At 62.0% G+C, this 18,532-nt stretch carries 15 protein-coding genes; 3 read left to right on the plus strand and 12 right to left on the minus strand.

The annotated features are described in order from the left end of the window. Positions 1-33 precede the first annotated feature (33 nt). From ACWFVE_RS07775 to ACWFVE_RS07815, 9 genes are all read right to left on the minus strand, one after another. On the minus strand, positions 34-1,953 hold the full coding sequence (locus tag ACWFVE_RS07775) for a DNA topoisomerase III (protein WP_447528707.1): 1,920 nt from the start codon (positions 1,951-1,953) through the stop codon (positions 34-36). 110 nt (positions 1,954-2,063) lie between these two features. Continuing rightward, complete coding sequence (locus ACWFVE_RS07780) at positions 2,064-3,104, minus strand: porin (protein ID WP_447528708.1); 1,041 nt, start codon at positions 3,102-3,104, stop codon at positions 2,064-2,066. Between the two features lie 113 nt (positions 3,105-3,217). Then, a complete protein-coding gene (locus ACWFVE_RS07785; RefSeq protein ID WP_447528709.1) occupies positions 3,218-4,627 on the minus strand; it encodes a histidine-type phosphatase in 1,410 nt (469 codons plus the stop codon). A 144-nt stretch (positions 4,628-4,771) separates the two neighbouring features. Beyond that, positions 4,772-5,773 carry a LacI family DNA-binding transcriptional regulator gene (locus ACWFVE_RS07790; RefSeq protein WP_447528710.1) on the minus strand — a complete coding sequence of 334 codons (1,002 nt, stop codon included), beginning with the start codon at positions 5,771-5,773 and terminating at the stop codon, positions 4,772-4,774. After that, a complete protein-coding gene (locus ACWFVE_RS07795; protein WP_447528711.1) occupies positions 5,748-6,371 on the minus strand; it encodes a dual specificity protein phosphatase family protein in 624 nt (207 codons plus the stop codon). The genes ACWFVE_RS07790 and ACWFVE_RS07795 overlap by 26 nt, the downstream gene beginning before the upstream one ends. After that, entirely contained in the window at positions 6,368-7,177 is an 810-nt protein-coding gene (locus ACWFVE_RS07800) for an inositol monophosphatase family protein (protein ID WP_447528712.1), read from the minus strand. The genes ACWFVE_RS07795 and ACWFVE_RS07800 overlap by 4 nt, the downstream gene beginning before the upstream one ends. 81 nt (positions 7,178-7,258) lie before the next feature. Then, the gene (locus ACWFVE_RS07805) at positions 7,259-8,362 is read right to left on the minus strand and encodes an ABC transporter substrate-binding protein (protein WP_447528713.1); all 1,104 of its coding nucleotides are present in this window, start codon (positions 8,360-8,362) and stop codon (positions 7,259-7,261) included. 11 nt (positions 8,363-8,373) lie between these two features. Then, positions 8,374-9,486 (minus strand): ABC transporter ATP-binding protein, encoded by a 1,113-nt coding sequence (locus ACWFVE_RS07810; RefSeq protein ID WP_447528714.1) that lies wholly within the window; start codon positions 9,484-9,486, stop codon positions 8,374-8,376. 2 nt (positions 9,487-9,488) lie between these two features. Then, complete coding sequence (locus tag ACWFVE_RS07815; protein ID WP_447528715.1) at positions 9,489-11,294, minus strand: ABC transporter permease; 1,806 nt, start codon at positions 11,292-11,294, stop codon at positions 9,489-9,491. Positions 11,295-11,644: 350 nt separating this feature from the next. Between ACWFVE_RS07815 and ACWFVE_RS07820 the strand changes: the two genes are divergently transcribed. Together ACWFVE_RS07820 and ACWFVE_RS07825 are read left to right on the plus strand one after the other, a co-directional pair. Further along, positions 11,645-12,907 (plus strand): ABC1 kinase family protein, encoded by a 1,263-nt coding sequence (locus ACWFVE_RS07820; protein ID WP_447528716.1) that lies wholly within the window; start codon positions 11,645-11,647, stop codon positions 12,905-12,907. A gap of 170 nt (positions 12,908-13,077) precedes the next feature. Beyond that, positions 13,078-14,898, plus strand: coding sequence for an SEC-C metal-binding domain-containing protein (locus ACWFVE_RS07825; protein WP_447530511.1), 1,821 nt, complete (start codon positions 13,078-13,080; stop codon positions 14,896-14,898). Here ACWFVE_RS07825 and ACWFVE_RS07830 read toward each other — a convergent pair. Then, positions 14,895-16,250: an AmpG family muropeptide MFS transporter gene (locus ACWFVE_RS07830; protein ID WP_447528717.1), complete on the minus strand. Its 1,356-nt coding sequence runs from the start codon at positions 16,248-16,250 to the stop codon at positions 14,895-14,897. The two genes, ACWFVE_RS07825 and ACWFVE_RS07830, sit on opposite strands and share 4 nt — an antisense overlap. Positions 16,251-16,355: 105 nt before the next feature. Here ACWFVE_RS07830 and ACWFVE_RS07835 point away from each other — a divergent pair, with 105 nt between their 5' ends. Then, complete coding sequence (locus ACWFVE_RS07835) at positions 16,356-16,874, plus strand: FKBP-type peptidyl-prolyl cis-trans isomerase (RefSeq protein ID WP_447528718.1); 519 nt, start codon at positions 16,356-16,358, stop codon at positions 16,872-16,874. 269 nt (positions 16,875-17,143) lie between these two features. Here ACWFVE_RS07835 and ACWFVE_RS07840 read toward each other — a convergent pair whose 3' ends face one another. Together ACWFVE_RS07840 and ACWFVE_RS07845 are read right to left on the minus strand one after the other, a co-directional pair. Continuing rightward, positions 17,144-17,605 carry a group I truncated hemoglobin gene (locus ACWFVE_RS07840; RefSeq protein WP_447528719.1) on the minus strand — a complete coding sequence of 154 codons (462 nt, stop codon included), beginning with the start codon at positions 17,603-17,605 and terminating at the stop codon, positions 17,144-17,146. 10 nt (positions 17,606-17,615) lie between these two features. Continuing rightward, the gene (locus ACWFVE_RS07845; RefSeq protein WP_447528720.1) at positions 17,616-18,527 is read right to left on the minus strand and encodes a DUF3034 family protein; all 912 of its coding nucleotides are present in this window, start codon (positions 18,525-18,527) and stop codon (positions 17,616-17,618) included. Positions 18,528-18,532: the final 5 nt, after the last annotated feature.

An 18,532-nucleotide genomic window follows, 5' to 3' on the forward strand; every position in this document is an offset into this window, starting at 1 on the left:
GTCATCAAGACAGGCGATTGAGACCCGTTCGTTTTACTGAGTCTTCTTACGCGTCGCGGTGGTTTTGCGCTTGGTGTAGCGCTTTTTGGGTTTGCCGGCAGTGCGCTTGGCCGGGGTGGCCGCTTCGCCCTGGGCGCTTTGCAAACTTTGTCTTAGTTTGCCCGCATCGCTTTGGCCGAGCAGCCCGCGCAGGTCGTCGACCAGCGCTTGCTGAAAGGCGCCGGCGTTGTCCTGGCGTTCGGCAATACCGCTTAGGCGCTGCTCCCAAAGCGCGGTGCGCTCCGGCGTGCTCACTGCGCTGGGTAGGGCCGCAATTAGCGCGGTGCCCAATTTTGTGGCGCGCAGCGCCTTCTGTTTGCGCACCAGATACCCACGCTGCACCAGGGTTTCGATGATACCGGCCCGGGTTGCCTCGGTGCCGAGCCCGTCGGTGTCGCGAAGCGTACGGCGCACCTCCACATCTTCCACGTAGCGGCCGATGTTCATCATCGCCTTGATGAGGCTGGCATCCGAAAACGGCTCCGGCGGGCGGGTCTCTTTCTCCTCGACACCGGCATTCACGACCTGACAGGTTTCGCCTTGGGTAAGCGGTGGTAGCGGCGGGGCGTCTTCTTTGGTAGTAAAAAGCGGCTTCCAGCCGGGGTCGAGCACGCTCTGGCCTCGGGCGCGAAAGGCTTCTCCCAGAATCTGAAACTCCGCCTTTACCTCAAAGGTTTTGAGCGGCGGGTAGAACTGGGCCATTACGTTGCGCACCACCAGGCGAAACACCTGGCCCTCGGTTTCCGAGAGCGCGGAGAAGTCCGCCGGTTTGCCGGTAGGCGCGAGCGCGTGGTGGGCGCCGACCTGCTTGTCGTTCCAGGCTTTCGAGCGCAGGCTGAAATCCGCGCCTTCTAGCCATTTCGCGAGGGTTTCATCGTTTTGACAGGCCCCGGTCAGGCTGCGCTTGGCAAGCGGCAAGTGCTCTTCGGGCAGGTAGCGGCAGTCCGAACGCGGGTAGGTAATCAGCGTGTGGCGCTCGTAAAGGCGCTGGCACACGTCCAGCACGGCCTGGGCCGAGAGCCCGAAGCGCCGCGCGGCGTCCACTTGAAGCGCCGAGAGCGAGTAGGGCAGCGGCGCGTTCTGGCGCTTTTGCTGCTGGTCGAGTTGGGCAAGCGTGCCCTGAGCGCCGGGGAGCTGGCTCGCCAGGGCGTCGGCGGGGCCGCGCTCGACCAGTCGGCCCTGGTCGTCCAGGGGCTGGCGCTCGGTGGGTGCCCACCAGGCGCGCAGTTGGCCCTGGGTCACTTTGAGCTCGGCCCAGAGCGGATAAAACGGGTGGGGCTTGAAATCGCGAATGGCGTTGTCGCGGCGAACGATCAAACCCAGTACCGGGGTCTGCACGCGACCCACGGAGAGCACGCCGTCGTGGCCAGCCTGGCGGCCGGTGATCGTCCAGGCGCGGGTCAGGTTGATGCCATAGAGCCAGTCGGCCCGGGAGCGCGCCTGAGCGGCCTGATAGAGCGGCTGAAACTCCTGATTGGGGCGCAGCCTGTCGAGGGCGCGCGCCACCGCCGGGCGGTTAAGGTCGTTCACCAAAAGCCTCGAGACCGGGCCGCGGTAGTTCAGGTACTCGATCACCTCCTGCACCAGCAGTTGGCCTTCCCGGTCAGGGTCGCCGGCGTGAACCACCTCACTTGCCTGCTTGATCAGCTTGCGAATCACCGCCAACTGACCCCGCGCTTGGCTGCGCGGCGCCAGTTTCCAACGGCCGGGTACGATGGGCAGCCGGTCCAGGCGCCACTGTTTGTCTGCCGGGTCGTAACTCTCCGGTGGGACCTGCTCTAAAAGGTGGCCCAGACACCAGGTCACGGTGGTATCGCCGCATACCAACGCGCCGTCCTGGCGCCGGGCGCTGCCCGGCAGGGCATCGGCAATCGCCCGGGCGAGGCTGGGTTTTTCGGCGATAATCAAGCGCATACGCGAAGGGCCTTCGAGTGATCAGAGCGCTCCATGTTAGCAGAGTCGACCCCGACACTCGAAAGCCCAAAAACGCTTGGGGCGTTACCCACCTCCGCCTGGCGGCGGCGCTAGAACTTGACCTCCATGCCGATACCGAATAGATCGTCCCGGGTTTGGCCGTCGACGTTCACGCGGTCAACGTTGTATTCGGCGTATACCTTGGCTCGGGGGATCGGCTGGTAGGAGACGCCGAACACGTACTCGTCGACACGCCGGCCCTGGTAGGCCAGGTCGTCCTCGGCCTCTTCATTGTTGTAGCCCGCCATGATCAGAAATTTGCCCAGCTCATAAGCGGCGGCCAGCTCATAGAAGTGGCTGGAGAACGTCTGATCGTTGGCGGCGTTCATGGTCTTGTAGCCGTTGAGGGCACCAACGTAGAACGGGTCCAAGCGCCAGCCTACGCCCAGCCCCCAGCTGGTCATATCGCCCAGTGTGTCGGTGGTGCCTTGAAAGCTTTGGCGCTCATAGGCGCCGACGAAGTCGATTTCGTTGTCGGTGGTGTAGCGCGCCGAAAAGCTGTATTGGTAGTCGCGATCGCCCACGCTGGTTTCGCGAGGGCGGCGTTCGTCCTCGAACACGTAGCTGCCGCGTAAATCCCAATTACCGACATCGTAGCCGAAGGTCAGCTGGTCATCCTTTTTACTGGCAAAGGGTTTGATGCCGTTGATCTTGTTGTCGTTGGCCGAGGAGCCGTACAGCTCGAAAATATCCGTAACGTCGATGAGCTGGCTGGTCGAGCTTTTCGTCCGGCCGATGGCCATTTCGAGCTGATCCTGGTAGCGAAAGCCAAGCCAGGCGTAGCGAACGTCGATGCCGTCGGTCTTGGCATCGTTTTCGTCCTCGGCGCTAAGCTGCCATTCGAGCTTACCCAAAAGGTCCAGCTCATCGGTAAAGCGGTACTTGAACTGGGGACCCAGGCGCGCCTTACCGTCGCCGCCAAAATGCAGGCGCCTTGCCGGGTTATCCTTGTCGTACTTGAAAGCGCCGGCTTCGTATTGCACTTTGCCGCGCAGATCGACCCGAAGGTCCTCGTCCTGGTAAACGATGGCCGCGTGAGCGCTCTGAAAAGCCGCAATGGCAACCAGTAGGGCGGTGAGTGAAGTCTTCATGTTCGTATCCCTTGATGAAATTTGGGCAGCAAGTGGCCGCTCCATTGATCGAAGGATCAAAAGAGGGCGTGGTTATCAATGTGTTAATTCGTTGGGTTAAGGGCGCTTACTTGTTAAAAATCGTTTTTTAGCGCCTCGATATCGTCTTGTAGGGTGTTGCCCAGGGCGATTCCGCTTTCCTCGACCTTGTCGGCGTAGTACGCCTTGACGCTTTCCCACTCGTAATACGGGTAGGCCGTCGTCGCCACGGGAAACGCGACTTCGCGTTCGTTGTGCAGCATCTTGACCAAGAGCTCGCCGCTGTTTTCGTAAAAGATCCACTGAATATTGGCCGCCATGGCCGTGATTGCTTTGCCATTCCAGGTCGTAATAACCCGCGCCGGGTCGTCCTGGCTTTCATCGGCGCCCTCGATTTCAAGGTACGCGGCTAGCGGCATAATCATTTCCGCGTGGGTAAAGTTGAAAATGCCGCTGGCGCTATCCTCTTCGAGCGCTTGGTCGGTCGACGTGATCAGCTCCTTGACCATGGGGGCGGCAATTTCCCGAGGCAGGTCGCTCGTGGTGAGCGAGGGGCCCTTGGCGTAGAAGGCGTCCATCAGGTCGAGGTCTTCGTACCAGGCCAACTGCTCTTCGCTGAAGTACTGCCCGAAGTCGAAAGCCCCTTCGCGGGCGATGTTGGGCGAGATGATGTAGAGCTGGTAAAGATTGTTGGCGGCGTCCGTGGGGGTGGCGAGCTTGACGCGGCCTTTGGCGTCCTCCAGGGCGAATTCGCCCTGCGCCAGCTCCTCGAACAGTTCGTCGTCGATGAACTGCTCGAGAATATCCTGGGCGAAGTCGCGGGTCTCTGGCCGCCCGTCGAGGTACGCCTCGAGCACCTGCTGCCATTCACCGTCGCTTTTGTAGTCGCGATACCGGGTCGCCAGATCATAAGGTCTTAGGTAAGGGTCGCGGCCTTTGGCGTACTGCTCGGCGATGATCGGCGGGGTGGCATCGCCGAGCGCGCTTTGAAGCCCTGCCAGGAAGTGGTCGCGGCTTTGCGGGGTCCGGTCCTTGTAGGTGGCGTGGGCAAGGATCGGGCGACCCTGTTCGAACAGCGTCGTGAACTGATCGCCCAGACGCTCGCCTATTCCGTAAAGCTCCTCGCCGCCGAGGATCGAGAGTTCGCCGTAAACGCCTTCTTCTACCGCCATGAGGCGGGCGATTTGCTGGCGAAGTTCGCTTCCGGCGGCGGTGAGTTGGCCGCGCTCGTCGGCCAGGGTGAGCAGATCGAAAAGCGTTTTATCGTACTTGGCGCTTGAAAGGTGGCGCGAGCCGTGTCGGCCCACGTACTGGATAAACACCGGCTGGTAGCCTTCCGGGGCCGGGGTGAGGTCGGCGGCCACGTAATCGTAGGGCGACTTGGTGCTGAAGTAGGTCGTGGCTTTAGCGTTTTCATCGTTTGCCTGGACTTGTGCCAGGGCCTGGGTAGCGGCCAGGCCGCAGCAGAGCGCGGCGGCGCCCACGGACCAGTGAGTCAACTGCATGGGAAATCTCCTTTGGCGAGTCAATGACGTTATGTCGTTTTGGGCATACGGATGATGCGTGGCCGTTTTTAAAGGCACAGCGGGGCCCCTTCGCCGCGTCATGGCGAATAAAATCAAGGTGTTGAGTTTTTTAAACGGTGGTGGCTAGCCTGGCCGGATGGTGTTACGCCACACCGGTCTTGCGGGTAGCTGAATGGTCTGGCCCGCCACGCGCTCGTCCGCCAACTGCTGGGCCACTGAGGCCGCTATCTCCTCGACCGGGTGATGAAACGTGGTCAGCCCATAGCTTTCCCAGTTGGCTTGCTCGATGTTGTCGAAGCCCATCACGCACACATCGCGCGGGATATCGAGCTTGAAGGTGTGCCGGGCGGTATCCAGAAAGCCGCAGGCGAGTAGGTCGGTGGTGCATAGCACCGCGTCCGGGCGTTTGGCGCGGCCGAGCAGCTGACGGGCGGCTTCCTGGCCGGTGGCGTAGCGGGTGGGGCCTGCGCGCACCGTGGTGACGGCAAGCCCCGCTTCGTCGATGGCTCGAATGAACGCCTGCTCCCGGGCGAGCAGGCTGGGGGTGCCGGCTGTCGAGGTGACGAGCCCAAAAGAGCGGCAGCCCGCGCGATAGAACAAATCGAAAGCCTCTTGCATGGCCTCTTCATGGCCCAGGGTAATGTGCACCGGGCCATCGAAGACCTGGCCACGGTTCACCAGCACGACGCGCAGCCCGCTTTGGATACAGGTCTGAACGAGGGATTCGGCCGGTGCGCCGGAGAGCACCACGACGGCGCTCGCCCGGTATTGCAGGGCCTGATGAAGGGCGCTCTCGACGGCCTGGGCTTCTCCAGAGGTATTGATCAGCATGACCGCCCGGCCAAGCGCCTGAATATGGCGGCTCACCGCCTCCAACAGGCTCGAGAGAAACGGCGAGCCAAGATGGTTACCGACCAGGCATACCGGCCGTGAACTCTCCTGGGATAGCCCGCGCGCCAAGTGGTTGACGTGGTAATTGAGTTCGGCGGCGGCGGCGAGCACCTTTTGGCGCGTCTCGTCGGAAACGCTGGCGCCGTCGGTGAACGTGCGCGATACCGCCGAGCGCGAAACGCCCGCCAAGCGTGCGACTTCTTCCGCGCTAGCAAACTTGCGTGAGCTGCTCATCGGGTGCTCCCTGGCGCAACAAAGTGACCTGGTCGGCGGCGATGCGGGCCGCCTCCAGAAGTTCCGGCTTGGGCGTTTCGAACCACTCGTCCGGATGCAGCTCGCGCTTTTGGCGCACGTGGGCCACCGCGCTTTCAAGCGTGGGGTAGCGGCTGGGCAGCTCCAGGTGCAGGAATAGCGCCACCAGCGTGACCGAGCGGCTGCGTCCTCCGCGGCAGTGAACCAGCACGTTGCCTTTTTCCCGCAGCGGGTACGAGGGCTTGTCCGGCATGACCTGGTCGAGCGCGGCGCGAACGATGAAGTAGCCCGCCAGTATCTGCTCGTGGGGGTTGCCGGGGCCATCGATCATGCCGATCTTATAGTAGCGAAACGCGCCGGTGCCGTGCGTTAAACCGCCAGGCGCCGGGGCTGGCCCCGGTTCGACCAGGTTGATGTCGAGGTTGACCGCGCAGTTGATCACGGTCGTAATCCCGCGCTCGTGAAGTAGCGCTGGCTGGCTGGCAGCGTCGCTGTCGCCGATATAGAGGGCGACGTTTCGCCCGGGCAGTTCGGACTCGATCAGGCTCAGGGGCGGGCGCGGGTAGTGAATTTTTGTCATGCGATTTCAGGCTCTTCGAGTTGACTGCAGTGGGTTAGGGAATCCGCGATACCCGGTGCCGCGGCAAGCACCGGGCCGCCCCGGTCGAGGGTGCCGGCCAAAGAGAGGTACGGCTGGGTCACGCCGCCGGCCTCCTTGACCATGAGAAGCCCCGCCAGGCTGTCCCAGGGGTTCATGTGCTGCTCGAGATAACCGTCGATACGGCCTTCGGCCACCCAGGCCAGCGCCAGGGCGCCGGACGCCCCGCGGCGTATATTGGCGCCCTGGCTCAAAAGCGCTTTTTGCACGCTCAAATAGTCGTGCAGGGAGGTTCGCGTCGACCAGCCCATCTCGATCGTGGCGGCGGTGAACGTATCGGTATCGGCGACGCGAATCGGGTCGCCGTTTTTGTAAGCACCTTGGCCGCGCTGGCTGAAATAAAGCTCCTGGGTGCAGGGGTTGTAAATAGCGCCCAGCTGGGTTTTGCCCTCATCCACGAAGGCGATACACACACAATAATGCGCAATGCCTCGGGCGTAGTTGGCGGTCCCGTCGATCGGGTCGACGACCCAGGTCGCGTCGCCCGTGAACTCACCGCCCGTTTCTTCGCCTAAAAAACCGTCCTGGGGAAAGCGCTCACAAAGCGCGTCACGAAGCGCTCTTTCGACCAACGTATCGGCTTCGGTCAAAAAGTCCTGGGGCCCCTTGAGCGTATAGCGCCCGGGCGTACGGTTTTCAAACAGGCGGTGTGCCGTAAGGCCCGTTTGCTGAATGACCTCTTTGAGAAATTCGGCGCGGGCCGTCAGCGCGTGTGACGAAATGGGCATAGTAGTCCTTGGCATTAACGTTTTGAGCATTGTGTCTTGTTATTGAGCCGCCATTTTTAAGATAGCGTTTTAAAGTTGGCTTCAACGACGGTAGTTGAGCATCCAAAGATCCTGCCACTCCTGCCGGTTATCCCAGTCGTCGATGGCGGTACTCGGCGAGTAGTCGAATAACTGTGCCTTGAAGGCGCCAATACCCGACGGCTCTTGCGCGGGTAAAGCGATATCCGAGCGGGTCGAAATTTTTCCATCCACGGCCTGGGGGGCGATGCCTTCGGCGGTCAGCAGGTAATGAATGAAGAGTTTGGCGGCGTTGGGGCTTTGCGTGCCGCTGGCGATCAGCCCGATCGAAGGGTAGGTCCAACCGATCCACGGGGTCAGATCCTCGCAGATTCCAAGCTTCATGCCGTTGGCGTTTTCGCGAAACTTGGCGGTACTGGTCAAACCGATAAAGCTGTCTTGCTGGTCCGGTGAGCCTACCGCTTCGGCGGCGTTGGAGTCCGAATCGGTGAGCAGCGGCGCGTTGGCCGCCAGCGCGCTGACCCAGGCCGCGGTGGCACTCTCTTCGCTTTCGTCGAGCGGGTGGCCATAGTGCGCCTCGAACGCCTCGGCCATCGCCTGGTCGCTGTGCTGCGCCATCTGGTTGAACCAGTCCACGTAAGAGGGCTTACCCAACGGGTCCTGCATGGTGACATGGCGCGCCCACTCCGGGTCGGTCAATGCCCAGACGTTGTCGATAGGACAACTCTCGTGTAGCGCGGTGTTATAGGTCCATACGTTGGGCGCCATGACGATCGCCAGCGGGTCGCGGTAGCGCTCGCTGACCGTGTCGGCCATCTCCTCGGGAAACCAGTTGAAGGCGAACCCGGTCTCGAGCAGTTGGGCCACGGCCGCCGGGGCATCGGCCAAAATGGCCACGTCGGTTTGGATGTTGTCAGCCTGCGCCTCGCGAATGATCCGCTCCAGCGTATGGGGCGCCTTCGACTTGACGCCTTCGGCTCGAACGCCGTACTTGGCGGAAAAGTTGGCCGCTTGCTCGACGATCTTGCCGGTCGAGTCGTAGACCGTGATGGCCGGCTCCTCGCGCGCGGCGGCGATGAGTTCATCGAGCGAACCTGGCTGTTCGGCAAAGGCAAGTGGCGTTGAAACGAGACTAACGGCCAGGGCGATTCTGGTTAGCGTGCGCATGATCAATTCCTTTAAACGGCGTGCATGTAAGAGGCGGTGGAGGCGCTGTCGGGCGCCGCGTTGGCTTTTAAAAGGTGAGGGCGTTCGAGGCGGCGGCCGTGGTGGTCAAAAAGGTGAAGATGCTGCGCCTGGATATGGCAGTAGGTGGCCTCGCCGGCCTTTACGCCGGGGCGCATTTGGGTCGAAAGGTGTAGCGTTTGGCCTTCCACCTCGAGCTCCAGTATCCAGCTGCCGCCGGTGGGCATCACGTTTTGCACCCTGGCCGGCAAGGCACCGGCTTGTCCGGCACCGGCCAGGTGAATGTCTTCCGGGCGTATACCCAGGCTGTGCGTGGGTGGCTCCCCATTGAGCCGGCGGCCCAAACGGGACGCGGCGGCGACCTGGTTGATCGGCGGGTTGCCGATAAACTCGGCCACGAAACGGTTGGCGGGGCGGGCGTAAATATCGTCCGGGCTGCCGACCTGCTGAAGCGTGCCCTTGCTCATGACGGCGATGGTGTCCGCCAGGGTCATGGCTTCCCACTGGTCGTGGGTGACGAAGACGATGGTGGTATCGAAGGCCTGATGAAGGCGTTTGAGCTCGGCGCGCATTTCGATGCGCAGCGAAGCGTCAAGGTTGGAAAGCGGTTCATCCAACAGCAGTACCCTGGGTTTCAATACCATCATACGAGCGAGCGCCACGCGCTGCTGCTGGCCACCGGAGAGCTGCGACGGGTAGCGTTTGGCGTAGGCGGCGATGCCGAGCTTTTCCATGACATCTTGGGTGCGGGCGCGCTGCTCGCGCTCGGGCAGCTTGCGAAGACGCAGGCCAAAGGCGATATTCTGCTCGACACTCATGTGTGGCCAAAGCGCGTAGCTTTGAAAGACCAGCCCCAGCTCGCGTTTTTCCGGTGCGACGAAGCATCCCGCCTTGGGCGAGTCGACCAGTTGGCTGCCAATGAAGAGCTGGCCCTGGCTCAGATGCTCGAGACCGGCGATCATGCGCAGCAGGGTGGTTTTGCCGCAGCCTGAAGGGCCGAGCAGGCACATGAAGTCACCGTCTTTGATCGTCAGGTCGATCGTGTCGACGGCGATCGTTTGGCCGCCGTACTGCTTGCCAATGGCGTCTAGCGTGATAGTCGGCATGATTAATGCTCCAGGCCCTGGGCCAGGCCCGTTTTGGTTAATTTTTGCGTCAGGATCGTGCCGCCCCAGGCGAGCAGGGCGATCATCAGGACAACGGCGTTGGCGGCCTGGGTGTAGTTGTAATCCACCAGCCGAAGTGAGTAGGTGGTCAGCACCTCGGTAGCCGGTACCGCCAGGATAATGAACAGGCTCACCCCCTTGATGCCGGAGATGAAGGGCAACACGATGCCCACGACCAGCGCCCCTTTTTGGATGGGAACGATGATGCTGACCATGCGCCGCCACCAGGTGGCGCCGGCGATCTGCGCCGCCTCTTCCGGCTCCTTGCCAAGCTGGGTCATGGCGGAAATCCCCGCCCGCGAGGCAAACGGCATTTGATCGGCAATCAGGGCGAGCATGAGAATCAGCGAGGTGCCGTAAAGCGCCGGCACGGGTCCGCGCTGTACCGCAAAGAGCGAAAGCGTGGCGGCGGCGAACGCGATACCCGGCACCAGGTAAGGCATGAAGGTGAGCTGGCGCAAACCGCTGGCAAGCCAGCGCCAGGGCGTGCGCGTCACGACATAACCCACCAGCAAGCCCAGCAAGCCCGCACAGATGGAGGCGCTACCCACGATACGAAGGCTATTGCCGGTGGCCGACCAAAACTCTGGCGTGAGCAGGATGCCGTTTTGCAGCGCGATCGTATCGAGGCCGGTGCCGATCCAGTAATCCAGCGTGAAGTTGGCGGCGTTGAAGCGCCCCGGGATATGCATGACTGTGGAAAGAAAGAGCGTGAGAAGCGGCAAGACGACGCCGATGATAAACAGGAAGGCGGCAAGCAGGGTGGCCGGTAGGCGCCAAATGCCCAGCGGGCGGCGGCGCTGCATAGCGCCTTTGCCCCCCAAAGTGACGAAGCGGCGCGCTTCGCGCATCAGGTATAGATCGATGGTCAGCGTGATACAGCCCAGCACCATGATAGCCCCGGCCAGTACGGAGGCCACGCCGGTTTGGCGCGAGGAAATGGACCGAAAAAGCGACGTCGAGAGCGTATCGAACTGCACCGGCAGGCCCAGAATATAAGGTACGGCGAATTCGCCCAGCGCATCGGCCAGAATCAGCACCATGGCGGACATCAGCGCCGGGCGCATGAGCGGTAAAATGATGCGAAACGCCACGGTAGTGCGACCGGCGCCCATGATCCTCGCCGAGTCCTCGAGCTGGGAATCGAAGCGGCGCAGGGCGTTTCCAAAAAGGAGTATGACCAGCGGAATATAGTGCAGCGCGAGTATCAAAATCATGGGCACCGCGCCGTAGGCCAGCCAGTCCGGCGAATCATAACCCATGGACTCTACCCAACCGGGCTGGCCACCCATCGAACGGTTTTTAAAAAGCGTCGTCCAGGCAAGGGCGAAGGTCCAGGTGGGCAGCATGAAGGGCACGATCAGCGCAGTGGCAAACCAGCGCCGACCCCAAAGGTCGGTACGGCTCAAAAGCCAGGCCATGACGCCCCCCACGACCATGGCGATGCTCATGGCGCCAATGGCAACGCCCAGGGTGTTGAGCAGCGGCTGCCAAAACAAGCGGTGGGAAACCGGGGAGGTGAATACGCGTTGAAGATAGTAGAGCGTAAAACTGCCCTGCTCGGTGCCGATGCGCTTGGCGTCGCCAAAGTTGACGTTGACGGCGTCCAGCAAAATCGACAGCACCGGCGCCAGGATCAGGTAGCTGAACGTGGCCAATAAGCCCAAACCCAGCAGCGTCGCTGGATTTTTCAAGCTCAGCTGCAACGCTCGGTAACGGGGGAGCGGCGTGTGAATCGACCCGGCCATGAGTAGTCCTCGTAAACGCGATTGACAGCCGACGGCATCGGCCCGATATAAAACGCATTCTAGGAGGCGAACGTGACAGTACGTTTACATTTGCACATACGTGCAAATTTATTTCCTTTAAAATAAATTAATTAAAAACAAACAGTTAATATGTATATCGGTGTTGGTCTTTAATCTATTAAAGAGAATTTTGCACCTAAGCACGACCGGCCTCGATGAATGAAAGGTGTTTTGGTCAGCGCCTTTAAAAAGCGGCCGGGCGCTGGCGAAGTGTGCTATGAGCTACGCTAGAAGAAGTATCGCGGATGCGGTATCTCCGGTGTCACCCCTTCAAAAAAGGATAGGAAGCTATGCGCGATCGCGGAAGAACGCGGCGGTTGATGGGCCTGGGCGCCCGTACCGGCGGGGCGATGCTTAAAACCCGGCTGGGCGGCCAGGCGGACTGGCGCTCGCTCGGGGAGGCGTTGTTCGAAGGGCTTTCCGAGCTCAAGGGCCCGGCGATGAAGATGGCGCAGATGATGTCCCAGTGGGACGACCTGCTGCCGCCGGATTTGGCCGAGGAACTCGCCAGGCTACAGCGCCAGGCCGAGCCGATGCCCTGGCCGCGCATCCGCGAGGCGCTGGTGCTTCAGTACGGCGATTTGGACGCCCACTTTAGCGAGATCGAAGAGCGGCCCTTCGCCAGTGCCTCCATGGGCCAGGTACACAAAGCGGTGACGCTCGACGGCGAGACGGTGGTCTTGAAGGTACAGTACCCCGGCCTTGCCGAGGTGCTGGAGAGTGACCTGGTGCAATTGCGGCGCATCATGCGGCTGGGCCGCTGGTTCAAGGTGCCCCAGGCGCGGCTGGATGCGATGTTCGAGGAGCTCGCCGCCGGGCTACGCGACGAACTCGACTATACCGCCGAGGCGCAGGCGCTGGCCCGCTACCGCGAGCGCTACATAGACGAGCCAAGGCTGGTGATCCCGGAGCCCGTCATGGCGCTTTGCGGCACCCACGTGCTGGCCATGCGCTTCGTCGACGGTACGCCGCTGCGCGAGCTGGAAAGCGCTGACGACGCCACCCGCCAGAAGGTGGCGCAGGTATTGGCGGACTGGATCACCGAAGAGCTATTCACCCATGGGGAGCTTCACGCCGACCCCCACGCGGGCAACTTCGCCGCCGACGCGCACGGGCGGTTGGTGATCTACGATTTCGGCGCGGTGATCCCCGTGCCCAGGGAGCGTCTTGCGGCGATGATGGCGCTTTTGAAGGCTACGTTGGACCAGGACCCGATGGCGATGGACGAGGCCATGGTGAAGATGGGCGGCCGCCAGGGCCAGGGCGCGCCGCTCACGCTTTATCGCGAAGCGGCGGAAAGCATTACCCCGCTTTTTGAGCCCGGCGAGCAGGACTTTGGCGATGTGCGCGTACACCAGCGCCTGCGTGAGCTTTCGCCCAAGGTGTGGGGCGCAATGGACCGCCTTCAGCCCCCGGCGGACACGCTGCTGCTTTCCCGCGCGCTCAACGGCCACTACTGGAATCTGGTGCGCCTAAAAGCGCGCCTGGACATGCACGAGCGTACCCGGCCGCTTTTAAACTGGGCCGACCACGTGCCGCCGACGGCCTCTTAACGCTACCGTGACGAAATAGCGAAATGACTCTTGAGGTGTGCGTTTGACACGGGGCGGTCGAGCCGGCGCTCGACGCACAGTAACAGTCGTTCAGCGCCCCGCCAATCCTCCTGCGAGAAGCCCCGTGCTCATGCTAGACTATGGCGCTTTCTAAACAGTGGAGTTGGCAAATGCTGGCGGTATGGGTCGATCAACTGCTGGGATTCGCCTCAGGGGCACTCTCGGCAATCAGGCAGCAAGAGCACTATCCGGATTTCATGACCTGGGTTCGGGCGCAGGGTGCTGAGTACTTCAACGGCGATATAGCGACCGCCCAGGCGCTGGCGCCGATTCTTTGGTCGCAAGCACCGCTCGAACGTCTCGAATTCGCAAGCGAGCCGCTGGCCACACCCGGGCGCAACGAGCCCTGCTGGTGCGATTCCGGGCGCAAGTACAAACAGTGCTGCCAGCGGGTGAGTTTTCCCACCGAGATCCCCGGCCAGGTAATGTGGATGCTTTCGCTCAAGGAGTGGAAGGGTGCCACGCTCAAGGCCGCCCTCGATAGCCATCACGCCCCGGCCCAGGCACTTCTCGAAGCCGGGCTGATCGCGGCCGAAAGCGGCCAGAGTGGGCGCGCCATGCAGATTCTCGAGTCGCTTTTCGATGGCAGCGACTGGTCGCGCCTGCCCGACCAGGCCGAGCCCGCCTTCGAGATTCTGCTCGATATCTACCAGGAGCGCGGCTTCACCCGCAAGCGCGCCGACCTGCTCGACGACGTGATGGAGCGCGGACCGATGTTTCTGCGCGGCGTCGCGCTCGAGCGGCTTTGTTTGATGCACCTGGATAACGACGACCTGGACAGCGCCCGCGGCGCGTTCATCAAAGCGATGCAGGCGCTGCCCGACTCGCCGACGCTTGCGTATATCGAGGCGATGCTGTTGCTTCACGAGGGGCACGAAGAGGAGGCTCGCGAGCGGGCCAATTTCTGGTATCGCCGGCTGGTGCGCCAGGGCGGGCTCGACGAAGAGCAACTCGAGTTTCTCTCGGCGCTGGCCGGTAACCCCGGCGCCACCCTTGCCGACCAACTTTTGAGCGCCGAAGAGGACCTGGCGACGCCGCTGATCTCGCTACAGTCGCTGTTAGCGGCACTGCCGACCGCGCCGAAGCTCGATCTCAAGGCATCACAAGACGATACGCGCCTTTATTACACCACCACCGCCCGCGAAGAGACCCTCTTTGCCGCCTGGCACGAGCAGTTCCAGGTGTGGGTCGATGACGACGTAGCGCTTGGCTTTCGCGACGACCCCTGGGGCAACGCGGTGGAGTGGATGTCGGCGCTTTGCGCCAACCCGGAGTGGCTGGATTCGCCCCAGGTGATGCAGGATGTCACCCTGGCGCTGACCAGCCGCTTCGGCAGCCTCCCCTGGATGGCGCCGAGCCTACTGGAGCCACTGGCGGTGCGCCTTTCGCGCTGGCTGGAGCAGGCCCGCGCCGCGGGTGGCGGTAGCCTTTGCTGGGACGACGCCCAAAACGTCATGCTGCTACGCACCGGCCTTGCGCTGGTGGTAGGCATGGAGCGCGGCGCCCGCCAACACTCCCGGGAGCTTGCCGAAGAACTGCTGGCCATCGACCAGGAGGATAGCCTCGGGCTCAAGGAGCTGGTGCTGGACCAGCTCTTGCGCGATGACCGCAACCGCGAAGCGCTGACGCTTACCGAGGAGTGCGAGAAAGACGACGGCTCCCAGGTGTTGGGGCTTTTGATGGGCAGAACCCTGGCACTTTATCGGCTGGCCGAGCACCAGGCCGCCGAAGGCGCGCTGGATCAAGCCGTGGCCCACAACCGCCACGCCCTGGAGCTTCTCTGCGCCGAGAGTCCCAAACCCTCGCTGCCCCACGCGGATGGCCAGGTCGACCCGGGCTCGCGGGCAGAGGCCTGGCAGTATCGCACGCTGATGCGCGATCAGTGGCGCACCACGCCGGGTGCGCTGGACTGGCTTTTAAAGCACCGCTAACGGGGCGTCTCGAACAGCGTCTTGTCCTTGTTGACCCAGATTGCCAGCAGCACCGCGGGTAGCCCTAAAAGGGTCGCCACCAGGAAAAAGGTGGCGTACCCCTGGGCGCCGACCACCAGACCGCCAAAGCCGCTCAAAAACTTGCCCGGCAGCGTCATCAGCGACGAGAACAGCGCGTATTGAGTGGCGGTGTAGGCCTTCGAGGTCAAACTCGATAAAAAGGCGATAAAGATGGCGCTGGCCAGGCCGTTGGCCAGGTTGTCGCCGATGATGGTGACGACCAGCATCGGCAGCTGGTCGCCGATCAGCGCGAGCGCGGTGAACAGCAGGTTGGTCACCATCACGAAGGCGGCGGCGCCGATCAACAGCGGCTTCACCCCGTAGCGCGCCACTAAAAGCCCGCCCAGAATCCCGCCGACAATGCTCATGGCGATCCCGAATATATTGGTCACCGCGGCGATCGTTTCAAGCGAAAAGCCCAAATCGATATACAGCGGGTTCGCCATCGAGCCCATGGCCAAATCGCTGATACGAAACACCGCGATGAAGGCTAAAAGCCCCAGCGCCTTGACGCCGAAGCGGCGAAAGAAATCGATGAACGGGCAGACCACCGCACCGATCGCCCAGGCCACAAGGCGGCGGCGCCATTTGGGCTGGCCGCGGCTTTGGCGAAGGTAGGCGCGCACGCTGGGCTCGTGTACCAGTTGAATGGTCAATGAGGCGCGTTTGGGTTCTGGTCGAACCAGCACGGCCAGCACGCCCACGCCCATCAGCGCCGCCATCGCCAGGTACGCCACCTCCCAGGAGTAGTGCGAAGCGACATAGAGCGCCCCGGCCCCGGCGGCAATCAGCCCGCAGCGGTAACCGATGATGTAGGTCGACGACATGGCCGCCTGCAGATCGTCGCTGGCCGACTCGATCCGGTAGGCGTCCACGGCGATATCCTGGGTCGCCGAACCAAAGGCGACCAGCAGCGCAAATGCCGCCACGAACCCCAGGTTACCCACCGGGTCGATGCCCGCCATGCCGACAAGACCGGCGGCGATCGTCACCTGGGCGATGAGCATCCATCCTCGGCGCTGGCCAAAGCTGCGCGTCAGCACCGGAAGCGCCAGCCGGTCGACCACCGGCGCCCAGAAAAACTTGATCGAATAGAGAATGCCGATCCAGGAGAAAAAGCCGATGGCCGCCACTTCGACCCCATCGCTTCTAAGCCAGGCCGAGAGGGTGGAAAACACCAGCAAAAAGGGCAGCCCCGCGGAAAACCCCAGAAACAGCATGGTGATTACCGGCGCGCAGAAGTAAACGGCCAGGGCGCTTGTCCAGCTGCGCCTGGGAGTAGGGGATACCATGGTGATAGGACTCCAGAAAAAGCCGTTAACGGTGGCCTTGGGAAAACGCGGCAGGATAAACTGGCCGCCTGAAAGAGCCGATAGCTTACCGGAGAGGAGTTTTCCGTGTCGATTACGTCACACCAGGTCGTCAGTCTGCATTACGTATTGAGCGACGTCCCCAGCCACGGCCAGCCCGAAGTGCTCGATGATTCCCAGGTGCGTCAAAAGCCTTTGGAATACCTTCATGGCCACGAGAACATTTTGCCAGGTCTCGAGCGTGCTCTCGAAGACAAGGCCCCAGGAGATGCGTTCAGCGTCACCCTTGCGCCCATCGAGGCTTATGGTCTGCGCGACGAGGCGTTGGTCAAAACCGTGAGTCAAACCGCTTTTAGCGGCGCCGACCTTACCCCGGGCAGCCGCTTTCAAACCGAAGGTGAAGCGGGCCCGCAAATCGTGACGGTGCTCGAAGTCGAAGGCGATAAGGTCCGCGTGGACATGAATCATCCGCTAGCGGGGCGCACGCTTGCCTACCAGGTGAAGGTACTCAGCCTGCGCGAGGCAACCCGGGCCGAGCTTGCCAAGGGCCATCCGCTACCCCCGGGAACCGAGCACAAAAAAGTCGAAGATCGCAAGGTCCTTTGAACGATGCACTTTAGAAGGGCTTAACGGCTTAAAACGTGACCGAGATCACGGTTTTCAAAGCCGATGCCCGTTAAAGTATTTGAAAGCGTTGGGCACGCAGTGTCTCTATGGTGTCGCTGCATGTGTGCATTTGCTTTGTCAGGGGGAAGGCGTCGAGCCTTCACTTAGCCGGCCGGGGAGGCCGGCTTTTTTTTGCCTATCGATCCTGGATCTGCGCGCGCAATAGGGCGTATCAAGTGGGGCCCAATGGAGCGTTCACCGCGGCGAGCCTATTGATAGCGCATGATATCACCATGCATCGGCGCCAACCGGCCGAGCAGGTCGTTGCGCATGCCAAGCGGTACCCGTTGTGCCTGCAGTGCGGCGTCGAGATGCTCGACGAGTCGATTGAAATGGGCGTCGGTGATGCCCATGTTTTGGTGGGCTCGCTCCATGGGCGGGCCCTCGTAACGACAAGGGCCGCCACTGACCTCGCAAAACTGGCTAGAGAGTGCGTCGGCCAGGTAGTCGATATTGGTATTGGCAAAAAAGCCGACGAGTGCCGGGTCATCGGCGATGCGGTAAAGAAAATTCTCGACCACCGCGTCGATCGTGGCTTCACCGCCCATTCGATCGAAAAGCGTTTCAGGTGGGGAGCTTGCCGCACAGCTTGCAAGTGTCAATACACCGGCAAGCGCTACTGCGGCAAAGAAGCCAGAGCGAGCGCGGCGTTGGTTTTTCGAGCGTGTCATCGAGCCCCCTTTAAAAAGCTGCCTGAAGTGAAAGATAGCCGCCGCGCTGGGAGGGCAGGCCGGCGATGCTGCCAAGATCAAGCCAGGCGCCGGTCACCGACACGTGCTTGTTGAAAAAGTAGGCGCTGTAAATGCTTTGCCAGTCATTTTCCTGGGCCACGCTCAGGTTGTCGGGTTTTTGGCGATACTCGGTGCCCAGAACCCATTGCGGGGTGATGAAAAGCCCTACGCTTCCCTCCGCTACCCACTGGCGCCCCCCATCATCGCCGCCAAAACCCAGCAGCCCGCCCTGGTTGGCATCGGTGTTGCGAAGCGTTGCATTGAGCAAAACGTTACGCCCGGCCACCGCCCCAAACAGCAGCTTACTGGCACTCAAATAACCATCGTTGCCTTGTGTACGGTGGGCACCTAACGCCGTGGGGGTGCTGCCATCCACCAGGCGCTTGTGCTGAATGCCCGCGCTCCAGATACCCCAAGGGTGATAGAGCACATCGCCCCATAAGCGCAGCTTGAGGCCATAAATATCCTGTTCCAGCTGGCCGCCCAGGGTTTGTAGATCGAGGGTTTGGCGCGCGTAAGAGACCTCGACGCGATCGTAAATATTCGCGCTGGCGCCCAAGACCGTCAGGCGGTAATCGTCGAGCCATGCCCGGGAGGCCGCGGTCGTCACCCCGATTTCCTCGGCGCTCGCCGTACTGGAAAGTACTGCCCAGGGCGATAACCCGCCCCCGGCGGCGCCTTCTATGGCGCTAACGCCCCCGGTGCCGATAATACGGCTACCGGCCCAGGCGTCGGTTGCCGGGAGCGCCAGGCTCACCGCCGCAAGGCTTGCAAGCCACCAGGGCGCGTCCAACAACCGCTTCATCGAAGCCTTTATGCAGGCAAAGGCAGGTGTGATGGCCGATACGGATAAGTAGTCCATCCAGA

The organism is Vreelandella mediterranea (genome assembly GCF_970647075.1).